This window comes from Moorena producens PAL-8-15-08-1, assembly GCF_001767235.1.
Classification (GTDB): Bacteria; Cyanobacteriota; Cyanobacteriia; order Cyanobacteriales; family Coleofasciculaceae; genus Moorena; species Moorena producens_A.
Genome location: NZ_CP017599.1, coordinates 822289 through 834035, shown reverse-complemented (window position 1 = coordinate 834035; position 11747 = coordinate 822289). Strand labels below are relative to the sequence as shown.

14 protein-coding genes are annotated in these 11747 nt (G+C 44.5%); 9 read left to right on the top strand and 5 right to left on the bottom strand.

The features are described 5' to 3' along the window. Nucleotides 1-133: 133 nt before the first annotated feature. The gene (locus BJP34_RS03280; protein WP_070391107.1) at nucleotides 134-1930 is read left to right on the top strand and encodes a hypothetical protein; all 1797 of its coding nucleotides are present in this window, start codon (nucleotides 134-136) and stop codon (nucleotides 1928-1930) included. 7 nt (nucleotides 1931-1937) lie between these two features. On the opposite strand, the gene BJP34_RS03275 is transcribed toward BJP34_RS03280, so the two are convergent. Together BJP34_RS03275 and BJP34_RS38575 are read right to left on the bottom strand one after the other, a co-directional pair. Then, nucleotides 1938-2144 (bottom strand): hypothetical protein, encoded by a 207-nt coding sequence (locus BJP34_RS03275; RefSeq protein WP_070391106.1) that lies wholly within the window; start codon nucleotides 2142-2144, stop codon nucleotides 1938-1940. 65 nt (nucleotides 2145-2209) lie between these two features. Beyond that, complete coding sequence (locus tag BJP34_RS38575) at nucleotides 2210-2359, bottom strand: helix-turn-helix domain-containing protein (RefSeq protein ID WP_149030765.1); 150 nt, start codon at nucleotides 2357-2359, stop codon at nucleotides 2210-2212. A 290-nt stretch (nucleotides 2360-2649) separates the two neighbouring features. Between BJP34_RS38575 and BJP34_RS42235 the strand changes: the two genes are divergently transcribed. The 6 genes from BJP34_RS42235 (at nucleotide 2650) to BJP34_RS03260 (ending at nucleotide 7405) form a co-directional block, all read left to right on the top strand. Further along, nucleotides 2650-2790, top strand: a complete 141-nt coding sequence (locus BJP34_RS42235; RefSeq protein WP_158516975.1) for a hypothetical protein — start codon at nucleotides 2650-2652, stop codon at nucleotides 2788-2790. A gap of 256 nt (nucleotides 2791-3046) precedes the next feature. Beyond that, on the top strand, nucleotides 3047-3274 hold the full coding sequence (locus BJP34_RS38570) for a CDGSH iron-sulfur domain-containing protein (protein ID WP_149030764.1): 228 nt from the start codon (nucleotides 3047-3049) through the stop codon (nucleotides 3272-3274). A 17-nt stretch (nucleotides 3275-3291) separates the two neighbouring features. Further along, entirely contained in the window at nucleotides 3292-3879 is a 588-nt protein-coding gene (locus BJP34_RS03270) for an NADPH-dependent FMN reductase (RefSeq protein ID WP_070391105.1), read from the top strand. Nucleotides 3880-4395: 516 nt separating this feature from the next. Further along, on the top strand, nucleotides 4396-5058 hold the full coding sequence (locus BJP34_RS03265; protein ID WP_070391104.1) for a hydrolase: 663 nt from the start codon (nucleotides 4396-4398) through the stop codon (nucleotides 5056-5058). Nucleotides 5059-5238: 180 nt separating this feature from the next. Beyond that, the gene (locus BJP34_RS42230; RefSeq protein WP_158516974.1) at nucleotides 5239-5403 is read left to right on the top strand and encodes a hypothetical protein; all 165 of its coding nucleotides are present in this window, start codon (nucleotides 5239-5241) and stop codon (nucleotides 5401-5403) included. 25 nt (nucleotides 5404-5428) lie between these two features. Further along, complete coding sequence (locus BJP34_RS03260; RefSeq protein ID WP_070391103.1) at nucleotides 5429-7405, top strand: amidohydrolase; 1977 nt, start codon at nucleotides 5429-5431, stop codon at nucleotides 7403-7405. A 146-nt stretch (nucleotides 7406-7551) separates the two neighbouring features. Here BJP34_RS03260 and BJP34_RS48295 read toward each other — a convergent pair whose 3' ends face one another. Next, entirely contained in the window at nucleotides 7552-7674 is a 123-nt protein-coding gene (locus BJP34_RS48295) for a hypothetical protein (RefSeq protein WP_267876466.1), read from the bottom strand. A gap of 209 nt (nucleotides 7675-7883) precedes the next feature. Between BJP34_RS48295 and BJP34_RS03255 the strand changes: the two genes are divergently transcribed. Further along, entirely contained in the window at nucleotides 7884-8456 is a 573-nt protein-coding gene (locus BJP34_RS03255) for an antibiotic biosynthesis monooxygenase (RefSeq protein ID WP_070391102.1), read from the top strand. A 111-nt stretch (nucleotides 8457-8567) separates the two neighbouring features. On the opposite strand, the gene BJP34_RS03250 is transcribed toward BJP34_RS03255, so the two are convergent. Both BJP34_RS03250 and BJP34_RS03240 read right to left on the bottom strand, forming a co-directional pair. After that, a complete protein-coding gene (locus BJP34_RS03250) occupies nucleotides 8568-9674 on the bottom strand; it encodes an exostosin (RefSeq protein WP_070391101.1) in 1107 nt (368 codons plus the stop codon). A gap of 580 nt (nucleotides 9675-10254) precedes the next feature. After that, a complete protein-coding gene (locus BJP34_RS03240; RefSeq protein ID WP_324611014.1) occupies nucleotides 10255-11196 on the bottom strand; it encodes a formylglycine-generating enzyme family protein in 942 nt (313 codons plus the stop codon). 230 nt (nucleotides 11197-11426) lie between these two features. Between BJP34_RS03240 and BJP34_RS38560 the strand changes: the two genes are divergently transcribed. Continuing rightward, on the top strand, nucleotides 11427-11615 hold the full coding sequence (locus BJP34_RS38560) for a hypothetical protein (protein WP_149030763.1): 189 nt from the start codon (nucleotides 11427-11429) through the stop codon (nucleotides 11613-11615). Nucleotides 11616-11747 lie beyond the last annotated feature (132 nt).

The following is an 11747-nucleotide window of genomic DNA, read 5'->3' as shown; positions in this document are numbered from 1 at the left end:
GGAGGACTTGAACTGAATTTCCCCCCAAGCGAGCAATCCCTCGCTTGGGGGGCTAGGGGGGCGAAACTTGCTGTCAATCCTCCACTCACCCTCCTCAAAGCTAATACCAAGAAGATATAACAAGGAAGCAATCATGCCGACAAGATCACGGGTCAAGTTCAAACGGGGTGAGCGATACAAATACAAAGATCTCAAGTTCAAACGGGGTGAGCGATATAAATACAGAGATCTTAAGTTCAAACGGGGTGAAAAAGTCAGTCTCAGGGAACTTGAGTTTCGACTCCGTCGTATTACTCCAACACCAGAACTCTCTCAAGCAGCAGTACGATGGAAGCAGGTTAAGCTCGCTGTCAAGATCCGAGGTAGAGAAATCGCTGAGGAACTTCTACGACGGGAACAAGATAATCAAAGGCAGGAGATTAACCAATCCCGCGAAAGTTTAACTAATAAACTCAGTATCCCACAAGAACCCCAGGATTGGAGTAATGAGGACTGCCAAAATGCCATCAAAGGTCTTAACTCCGACTGGAAACACATTCAGGCTACCCTCAAAAATGATACCGAAGCCCTAAAGAAATTAGTTGATTTCCGTAAACAACTCGTAGATAGCTTAATCGATGAAATGCGGCAAAAGTATCCGGGTTTGGTAGCCAGTTCAGTGGGTAGTAGCGACCTCACCTCTGACTATGATGTTACCCTAGGAGTGACTGATGGTAGTGTTAATGATGTCAAAGCCGTCCAAGAACTCAATGCCCGCCTCAAGGAAATCTTTGGCAAACAACCAGGTACTGTCTTTGACACCAATTTCTACACCAACAACTTCCTAACTTTAAAGGAAAATATTCTTACGGACGGTTCAGTGGGTGAGGTAGCCCCAGCCGATAGTCCTAACGAAGCAACCGCTCCCATAACTACTGCGGATCAAGATGTGCTAGCACTGTTAAAACAACGGCGCTACATGGATCAGATTAAATGGGACGACTATGTCACAGAAGTGACTAATGATATTACTGATTCAACCAAGCGGGCAGAAACTAGACGGCAGTATGATACAGCTAATGATATCTACCAAATCAGCCTCCAGGAATTATTAGAAGCAACTGGCGAACCTACAGAGTCCGTGCAACTCACTGATGAAGAGGAAAGTCTGATTGAACTGCAACCCGTAGAAAGCCATGAACAGTTCCGTAATCAACTCTTACTTTCCCATAAAATCCGTGCCCAAGAAGAATCAAACTCCGACCTAGTATTAGAAAAAAGCAACGAACTCTATAACAATCGGATGTTACAAGTTAGGGAACTGCAAGCACAAGTGGCAGCCCTCCCTGACCAAAATAGTGAAGAAGCCCAAAACCTCAAAGCCGAAGTTGAACGACAGCTCAGTAACGCTTTATTCTTTGCGAGTGAAGCCTATCACAGTAAAGGCACAATTCTACATGTAGTCGAGGGCATTCAAGGAAAAAACCAAGAAGTGCTAGCAGCATTGACACCGAATCAAATCCTTGATTCTGTCAATGAACAATTAGGAGATTTACTTAAAAACATCCGTCATTACACTGCTCAAGAAGTTGATGATGGCACAACATTTTATCGCGCTTCCAAGTATATGCACCGCTTATTCGATGCAGTCAACCTTTTGAAAGAGAAAGGAACGATTGGTGATTTAGACTTTGAAAGTCAATATGGTAGTACCCAGGATTTGTATGAAGCCATAGGGGAAGTACTCTTACCCGCCCGCAAAGGTAAATTTGGATTGTCACCTGAAGAAACGATGGAACTTGCCAGAGACACTGTCTGGAACATGTATCAGATCATTACAGCAGAGGAGTTGGAAGATATTGTGCTATCTCTGGTCAAGGAGGTCAACATTGTAGCGAGGGATGTTATCAACTTTGATGACGCGGATGTTCCGGAATTATTACCAGAGTAGGAACTGCCTACCCTACATGAACTGGAAAATCAAGGGTGAATTTTCTCGATGAGATTCGCTCGATAGTCCCTTCAAAACTATCCCAAATTTCCTCCGTAGAACGGGGTGGCATCGCCTCAGCACAGGCAAATGCCTGTTTGATTATCTGTGAAGCTTTCTCTATTTCATCGGCGGTAGGTGGGGCTATTTCTTCCCCCTCCCAGTCTACTATCAATAAATCGTTGGGACTACAGTGAAAGAAAGCACAGAGTTGAGCGAGGGTAGTAAAAGCGATCGCTCTTAGCGGAAGCTTCGCTTCATCGCATTCGCTTCACCATTTTCAAGTTCCCTTAATTCTTGGCGATCGATTCCCGTAGATTCAGAAATTTCTTCGTAACTGATATTTCCGGAATTAGCTCTTAATTGTGCTAGTTGATTTGTGACTTTCATGGTGCAAACTGACCTACTATTTTCTATTTTATTAAATTAGCAAAAATTATAATAAAATTTCCTGGTGCATCTCAATGGATGCTGTTTGACCCGGTGGCTGGAAAGCGCACCTGTGGAACGGGCATCTTGCCTGTTTCAATTTTCGGGCGTGCTGTCTCAACCTGCTTGAGGATCCTTCGCGCCTCTAAGACCAACGCTCTACCAGCTTCACTACACTCCCTGCGCCCCCGCCCCGCGCCCACTCCCCACACTTCCAGTCTTTTTTACAAACATAGCAATCCGTGTAGGAATTGAGAGAATGTTTGTTCCCTGCTCCCTGCTCCCTGCTCCCTGTTCCCTGTTCCCTGCTCCCTGCTCCCTGTTCCCTGTTCCCTGTTCCCTTTGCTCATCATACCTTTAGAGGTATCAAGTCCCTCCAAAAATTATATTAGACAAAATTAAAATTACTACATAAGCTATTCATATAAGCTTCCATGGAGTCAAAACATGAAGTGATTTATAGCATCAACTCTGTTAGCAAACTCTATACTTAGTAAGGGAAATTATAACTAATAAATTTGTGGTTTATTAAACTCTAAAATAGAGGCAATAGATACGCATTATATTGAATAAATCAGCATTTTATTCAAAAGTACTTGATCCAATTTTTGCTGGGAAACAATATCTATAGCAATCCGTGTAGGAATTGTGAGAATTTTGTTCCCTGTTCCCTACTCCCTGTTCCCTTTGGTATATGAAATTTGCCTATTATTTAAGAAGATGACCGTTGAACCCTTTTGCCATGGTACCTACCAAGGAACGGAGTTCACCCGAGTCACATGTGAAATTGCACAGAAGCAAAAAGTTGCCCTTTGCCTGTGCAAGGGTACAGGGTATGCCCATTTCTTCTGTGACCGTGCCCATACAAGTCTATAGGAGTATCAGCAGATACCATGTCTCAACCCATAAAAATTCTGGCTTTTGCTGGTAGTGCCCGCATCGAATCTTTCAATAAAAAGCTGGTCAAAATTGCTGCTGAGGAAGCTAAAGTGGCTGGAGCCGAAGTCACCTACCTAGACCTGCTGGATTATCCCATGCCTATATTTAACGAAGATTTGGAGGCTCAAGAGGGACTGCCAGATACAGTTCTTCAGTTCAAAGCTTTGCTGAAAAGCCATCAGGGATTCCTAATTTCCTGTCCAGAGTACAACGGCTCAATTACGCCCCTGCTCAAAAATGTCATTGACTGGGCCTCGCGCCCAGATCCCGAGGAAGCATCGATGGCACTCAGTGGCTTTAAAGGCAAAGTCGCAGCCCTATTAGCCACCTCTCCAGGTGGCTTAGGAGGAATGCGGGGATTAGTTCACGTTCGCGCAATTTTAGAAGGGATTGGCGTCTTGGTGATTCCTGATCAAAAAGCGATTCCAGGAGCCTATCAGGCCTTTGATGACCAGGGTAACCTCAAGGATGAGAAGCAGCTCAAGGCTGTGCAGGCGATCGCCACCAAACTCGTTGATGTAACAGCTAAATTATCGCAGTAGTGATATCCCAGTAGTGATTAGGATCGGAGGAATACAGGAGTAACAGTACCACCTTTCCATCGAATTATTACGGCTATTCTATAAAAATCCAGTGATGGCTGGATTTTTATAAGGGTTCAAAACAATAAGATTTATGCAAAGTCAGGTTAGGTTCCTTTTCACTATTCTTAGTTAGAACTAGAAATCGTGATACAAGCAGGACTTACGTGGTTAAGTTTATTTCGCCCCCCTAGCCCCCCAATTTTGGGGGGGAATGATGTCAAAGTCCCCCAGAATTGGGGGACCAACGGGGGCAAATGCGTAAGTCCTGACAAGTTTTTAACTAATTTAAACATAAACCTGCCGTCGTCAATGGCAATATCAACCTCCACTATCGGATCGGCGGTGAAGGAGAACCAGTCATCTTACTCCATGGATGCCCTCAAAATTCCCTCATGGGGCATACCGTTGCACCATTACTTGCCTTAAATCACCTTAAATCACTCAAAATTATCAAACTATTAGAGGTTTTTCACCATGAGCAAGATTGAATTACTCACACCGGAAAATTCTGTTCTGTTATTTATTGATCATCAACCTCAGATGGCCTTTGGAGTTGTGAATATTGATCGTCAACTCTTGAAAAATAATGTTGTTGCCCTTGCCAAGGCAGCGAAAGTATTTAATATTCCAACCATTCTGACCACAGTTGAGACAGACAGTTTCAGCGGTTACATGTGGCCTGAATTGCTTGATGTTTATCCTGAGCATGATTTGCTAGAGCGCACCAGTATGAACTCCTGGGATGACCCAAAGGTTCGAGATGCTGTGGGTGTAACAGGACGTAAAAAGTTGATTCTATCTGGTCTATGGACAGAGGTTTGTATTAATCTCTGTGCCTTTTCCGCGATGCAGGATAGTTACGAACTCTATGTGGTCGAAGATGCTTGCGGTGGCACCAGTGAAATGGCTCACCGCGCCTCAATGGATCGGATGGTGCAAGCAGGGGTTGTACCAATGACTTGGCAACAAGTTGCTCTGGAATGGCAACGAGATTGGGCGAGAAAAGAGACTTACGATGCCATTTTATCGGTAGTTAAAGAACACAGTGGAGCTTATGGCATGGGGATTGATTATGCCTACACGATGATAAACAAAGTACCTCAGCGTGGTGACTTTAAAGGCAAGATAATTAAGTAGAAAAGTATTGGTTTTATAGCACTACGCATTAAAGTTAGGACATTGATAGAAGCTGAAAAGCTAATGCACGTTAACTTTTGCCTTTTGCCTTTTGCCTTTTGCCTTGCGCGTAGCGCTATATGTCTGGACGGGAGTGGATCAAAAAGCAATTTGTCCTCTCCCAGACTTTTTCAGATGTAATTGATTTATAACGTTTCTAGGACTCATGAGGTACACATTATTTTTTACCTCTTCCCTCTTCCCTTCCCCTCCTGGGAGGGGTTAGGGGTGGGTTTCTCTTACCTACTCCCTGCTCCCTGCTCCCTGCTCCCTAAAAACCAGAAATTTGTACCTCACAAGTCGTAGAATTGCTATACTAAAGATTGAAATCATGGAAAACTACCACAAGACCAAAAGGCGAGATTTTTTCAAGTTGGCCTTAGCAGCAGGATTTTCTACTGATTTGTTACATAAATGTAGCTCTTGGGTACAGAATAATCCTGACACCAGCAAAAAAGCCGATTGGATTCTTCATAATGCCCGGATTGCAACCCAAGACAACAAGCGTTCCTTTGCTGAAGCTTTAGCCATTAAAGGTAATCGTTTTCTCGCCGTTGGCTCAGACAAGGAAGTGATGGCCTATAAGGGAGATAAAACAAAGGTCATCAATCTTAATCGCCGTACTGTCATTCCGGGGCTGAATGATAGCCATACTCATTTGATTCGTGGTGGTTTGAACTACAATCTAGAGGTGCGCTGGGATGGAGTTCCTTCTTTAGCCGATGCCCTGGGGATGCTCAAAGAACAGGCTCTGAGAACCCCTGCACCACAGTGGGTGCGCGTTATTGGCGGGTGGAGCGAGTTTCAGTTTGCTGAACGACGCATGCCAACGTTGGCAGAAATTAATGCTGTTTCTCAAGACGTACCTGTTTTTATTCTCAATCTGTATAACCGTGCTTTACTAAACGGTGCAGCTCTAAGGTCTTTGGGAATTGACCGTAATACGAGCCCACCTCCTGGTGCTGTTATAGAAAAGGATAGTAATGGCAATCCGACAGGAATGCTCATTGCTAAACCAAATGCTACTATTCTCTATGCAGCGATCGCTCAAGGACCAAGATTAGGTTTAGAGGATCAAATCAATTCTTCACGCCACTATATGCGGGAGATGAATCGCCTGGGGATTACAAGCGTGATCGATGCTGGTGGTGGTGGACAAAATTATCCCGATGACTACCAAATTATCCAAAAGCTTCATGCAGAAGGATTGATGACTGTCAGGGTTGCTTATAACCTATTTACTCAAAATCCAGGAAATGAGAAAGGGGATTTTGAAAGATGGATTAAAATTGCTAATCCTGGTCAGGGAGACGATTTTTATCAGCTCAATGGTGCAGGGGAAATGTTAGTTTTCTCAGCTGCAGATTTTGAAGATTTTACCGAACCTCGCCCTGATCTCAATCCCACTATGGAAGGTGACCTAACCGAGGTTATTAAACTCCTTGCTGCTAATAAATGGCCCTTTAGACTCCATGCTACCTACAACCAATCTATCTCTCGGTTTTTGAATGTATTTGAACAAGTCAATCAGGACGTTCCCTTTGCAGGGATGCATTGGATTTTAGACCATGCCGAAACCATTAGTGAGAAGAATATTGAGCGGGTCAAAGCCTTAGGGGGAGGGATTGCCATTCAACATCGCATGGCTTTTCAAGGAGAATATTTTATAAACCGGTATGGTTCTGAGGCTGCGAGCCACACTCCTCCAATTAAAAAGATCATGGCCATGGATGTTCCTCTCTCTGGGGGAACAGATGGAACCAGGGTAGCTAGTTACAATCCTTGGCCAGGGCTGTACTGGTTAGTGTCAGGAAAAACTGTTGGGGGAACCCCACTTTACCCTGAAGCGAATCGCCTGAATCGCATGGATGCCCTGAGATTATATACTACGGCAGCTGCTTGGTTCTCCAATCAAGAGGGTAATAAAGGGTCAATTGTTCCAGGTCAATTAGCAGACTTAGCAGTCTTGTCAGAAGACTATTTCTCTGTACCCGAAGACAGAATTAAACATCTCGAATCAGTTTTAACTATTGTGGATGGTAACCCTGTATATGGTTCAGCGGAATTTAGCGAGCTATCCCCTCCACCCTTACCCATCAGTCCCAATTGGTCACCTGTTAAGTATTATGGTGGCTATCACAACGACTCAAAGATTAGTTTAGTCTCTCTAAGACACCCCAGACAAACATTCTCTATAATCGCCAATTCCAAGAGCCAGCATAAATTTAATTTCTCTAATTTATCTCCCCTAAGTACGTCAGGAAGTCTATCTCGTTTTTGGGGTGGTTTAATGTGTGGTTGTTGCTAAATACAGCGGTTTGCAATTCAATTAGGTACTTTCGTTCTGGGTTTTTAGGGAGCAGGGAGCAGGGACTTCGGAGCAGGGAGCAGGGAAGTCGGAAGTGGGAAAACAATCCTGTGTACCTGAGGTTCGAGCCGTAGCGAATTAAATTCTTAATGGTTCAAGCGCACCTGATAGTTATGCAAACCGCCGTAAACGTTTTCAAGGGAATCGGGAATCGGGAATCGGGAATCGGGAATCGGAAAGGTACTTTTGGTAGCTTTACAAAAGCTCACACTGTTCCGTTTATTTATATCCGATTACTTATTATCCTAATCATATTCTGAATCTAGCATTATTCTGATCTTATCCAACATGATGGCTAGCATGCTTATTGCCTATTACCTGCTCCCTGCTCCCTGCTCCGAAGTCCCTGCTCCGAAGTCCCTGCTCCCTGCTCCCTAAAAAAAAGTACCTCACCTAATTAAAAATAGCTATAATATTGATGGATACTTCTAACTTTCTTGACAATCAACTTGATAATCAACAAGTCACAGCAGTTATTTCTCACTTTGTGCGGAAGGGACGGGAGCAGGGCTATGAAGAGTGGCTCAAGGGAATTTCTGCTGATGCTCGGAAGTTTGAAGGACATTGCGGCCTCACAATTTTGAGACCTCAGCCTGGAACACGGTCAGACTATGTAATTATTCTGCGATTTGATAGCTATCATCACTTGCAACACTGGATGAATTCGGAGGTTCGTAAACATTGGATTGAGCGCGCAGAACCCTTGACTCAAAAGGTGGAAAATGTACAAATCTTAACGGGGTTAGATTATCTGGTTTCTCTTCCCGGTCAAACACCACTAAAACCACCGCCACGTTACAAGACTGCCATTTTAGTTTGGATGGGGGTATATTTTTGCAGTATATTGCTGGGGGTTGTAGTGATGCCTCATTTGAGGGTATTGCCGTTTATGCTTCGCCAAGCAATTATGGTGGCGATTACCGTAGGTTTGCTCACTTATTTAGTGATGCCTTTCCTCACTAAGATATTTGCAAAGTGGTTGCACAGTTAATTAACTTTTGGGTAACAAAGTCAATCCTAAGCATATGCGCTACGCGCACCCTACGCAAGATTTTCCAATATGAGATGCACCCCTCCAAATTTCCCTTCTTTTTTACAACTATCAAATGCACCCTACTGTTGCCTGTTCCCTATTCCTTGTTCCCTTTGTTATAGGCAGATGACGGTGGAAATTACTAAAGAACCCTTCTGGAGATACTCGTTCTTTCCAAATCCGCCGACACTCATACTGTAAATCTACAAATTCCCGGGATGATAGATTGTCGTGAAACTCAGCAATTTTATCGCCAATTAAATGAAGTTCATTCTCCTTGATCCAAACACAGTATTTCTTCCAATCAATGTCAAAGTCGTAGGGAAGCACACAATCGGTATCTACAAGCACTGGAATTCGGCCACAACACAATGCTTCATAGAAACGAAAGGAATTGTTTCCTGACCCACGGCAACAGAAGATATAGTCACTGTCTATTAAGTTATGGACAAATTCCAGCCGATGCTTTTGCTTCAACTTGAAATCCGGTTGATTGAAGAAAACTGGGCGTTCTCTAATCATAAAGTTGGTGATTATGTTAGGATCTTTGGCTAAGATATCTAGGGCTTGAAGTCTTAACACATGTCCCCAATTATAGGGAGGGATACTAGTTTTCGAGTGCAAGACATTCGTTTTGACTCTAGACCATAAAACGTTTAAGTGGGTTTTGGTATTTTGTTTGACGGCATACCCACAGAAACCAACTACCGGTTTTAAGCGTTTTTGGCGGATATTGAGTTTGTTGTCAAGATAGTTTTCAACAAAGTCTTCGCTCCACTGAGGTAGGGTAAAATCGGTGTTTTTTCTCAGGGATCGATAGAGGGAGTTACGGAATACAAAATCACTTTCAATCGGTAAGTTAAGATGGGAAGAAGTCCCACCAAAAAAGCTGATTAAAGGCTTCCCTGCTGATTTAACGTTTTCTGCTAATTCTCTGGCTTTATCTTCCAATTCAGAATTCCATAGTGCCCAATTAACTGGTACTATGGCAAAATCTGCTTCCTCCAGAGACGACATCTTAAATAGAGACTTTCCAATTTCTACATAGTGGTCAAAACAACTACTAATGGGATCCTGAGGATTTTCCGGAGGCTTGCCCCAAAAGGGGTATAGGATTGCCTCATAGGTCATGCCCTCTGGGAGATAGTTCTGGTCACAGAAAATTTTCAACGTCATAATGTTAGCCTCTTTGGTACTTGTGATGCTAAATCATTAGTTTGGGCGAGGGAGTCGGGAAGGGGGCGTTGCTGAATTAAGGAATGAATGCGCGATCATCTGGTTTTATTAAAGCCCCCGTTGGTCCCCCAATCCTGGGGGACTTTGACAGTTTTTTCCCCCCAGAATTGGGGGGCTAGGGGGGCGAAACCATACCCAGAATCAGCAACGCCGGGAAGGGAGAACAGAAGTGGTAAATGTAAGCGAACAGTGGTCAGTGGTCAGCGGTCAGCCCTGGCACAGGCTTCTAGCTGCTTATAGCTGACAGCTTATAGCTGATAGCTTACAGTTAAATAACACTTTAGAAATCATTAAATAACACTTCTCGGCTATATCAATGCCGTTTTGCCAAATTATTTAGTTTTGAGAATTCTGAGGGAACTAAGGCCGTGGCCTATGCTTTCGGGCTTTGCCCGAGCTTGCGGGAAGGGGAATAGAGCTTCGGATTAGAAGTATGTCTTTACTTCAACTGCTATAATTAAAGATTGCTTCGCCTATCACAGGCTGGAAGCCTGTTCCACATTGGGAAAAGGGTAAAGGGTTACAGAGTCCACTCCTGAGCACACACCACACGAAAACCAATATTGCCGACGAGGTGCCTCAAGCCCGGATTCAAGACGCCGCGAGACCCAGAACGGCAGTTTTTAGGCAAGGAGTAGCAGGAACCACCCCGCCACACCCAATATTTATTATCATTTTCATTATTGCTATCCGGTTCATCTTGCCAGGCACTGCCATCTGTCGGCGCACTTTCATAGTTATCATGCCAATGGTCTACACACCACTCCCACACATTCCCATGCATATCGTAGAGTCCAAACTCATTCCCTACCCCAAAACTCCCCACTGGGGTTGTTTCTCTACGATAAATCCCTGATGGCCCATTACCATAAGATCCTTTCCAACCACCGTGTTCATCATCTGTTCCATTGTAGTTAGCAAATTCTGTAGTAATTGTCTCTCCAAAATGAAACGGGGTGGTTGTTCCGGCTCTACAGGCGTATTCCCACTGGGCTTCACTGGGCAAGCGATAAGGGCGTTTGGTATGCTGGGACAGCCGCTCACAAAATTCCACCGCATCATACCAAGAGACTCTCTCTACAGGTCGGTCTTTCCCGTTAAAACGGGATGGATTGGGTTTAAGTTTTCTGTTGACTTGGGGTAGGGCAGCCACGGCTTGCCATTGGGCTTGGGTCACTGGGTATTTACCCATGAAGAAGGATTTAACCGTGACTTGATGCTGGGGACTTTCACTGTCTCTATGCCCCTGTTCTGTTTCTGGGGAACCCATGAGGAAAGTGCCACCAGGGATGGCAACCATGTCCAAGGTGATACCATTTCCCAAGTCTTCAGCAAAGTACTGAATTTGTCGCCGATGGCGTTTGATATTAAGTTTTGATTGCTGTTCTTCTTGATTTGTTTCTGGCATCACCATTGTTTGGTTGAACGGATGTAGAACTGGCATCTTGTGTAGAACTGGCATCTTGCCAGTGGTGCTAGTTGTGGAACTGGCATCTTGCCAGTGGTGCTAGTTGTGGAACTGGCATCTTGCCAGTGGTTCTACAAGTGGAACTGGCATCTTGCCAGTGACCAAGATGATTACATCTTGCCAGTGACTAAGATTATTGTTTGATGGAGATTGATACAGGCTGGAAGCCTGTTCCACCACACAGTTATTGACACAGGCTGGAAGCCTGTTCCACCACACAGTCATTGACACAGGCTGGAAGCCTGTTCCACCACACAGTCATTGACACAGGCTGGAAGCCTGTTCCACCACACAGTTATTCACACAGGCTGGAAGCCTGTTCCACCACACAGTTATTCACACAGGCTGGAAGCCTGTTCCACCACACAGTTATTGATACAGGCTGGAAGCCTGTTCCACCACACAGTCATTGACACAGGCTGGAAGCCTGTTCCACCACACAGTCATTGACACAGGCTGGAAGCCTGTTCCACCACACAGTCATTGACACAGGCTGGAAGCCTGTTCCACCACACAGTTATTGATACAGGCTGGAAGCCTGTTCC

What these genes read in the sequence shown, in the direction of transcription:
- BJP34_RS38575 (WP_149030765.1), bottom strand. Translation starts at nt 2,359, where the DNA reads ATGAAAGTCACAAATCAACTAGCACAATTAAGAGCTAATTCCGGAAAT.
- BJP34_RS03260 (WP_070391103.1), top strand. Translation starts at nt 5,429, where the DNA reads ATGGAAAACTACCACAAGACCAAAAGGCGAGATTTTTTCAAGTTGGCC.
- BJP34_RS03250 (WP_070391101.1), bottom strand. Translation starts at nt 9,674, where the DNA reads ATGACGTTGAAAATTTTCTGTGACCAGAACTATCTCCCAGAGGGCATG.
- BJP34_RS03240 (WP_324611014.1), bottom strand. Translation starts at nt 11,196, where the DNA reads ATGCCAGTTCTACACAAGATGCCAGTTCTACATCCGTTCAACCAAACA.
- BJP34_RS03265 (WP_070391104.1), top strand. Translation starts at nt 4,396, where the DNA reads ATGAGCAAGATTGAATTACTCACACCGGAAAATTCTGTTCTGTTATTT.
- BJP34_RS03270 (WP_070391105.1), top strand. Translation starts at nt 3,292, where the DNA reads ATGTCTCAACCCATAAAAATTCTGGCTTTTGCTGGTAGTGCCCGCATC.
- BJP34_RS03255 (WP_070391102.1), top strand. Translation starts at nt 7,884, where the DNA reads ATGGATACTTCTAACTTTCTTGACAATCAACTTGATAATCAACAAGTC.
- BJP34_RS03280 (WP_070391107.1), top strand. Translation starts at nt 134, where the DNA reads ATGCCGACAAGATCACGGGTCAAGTTCAAACGGGGTGAGCGATACAAA.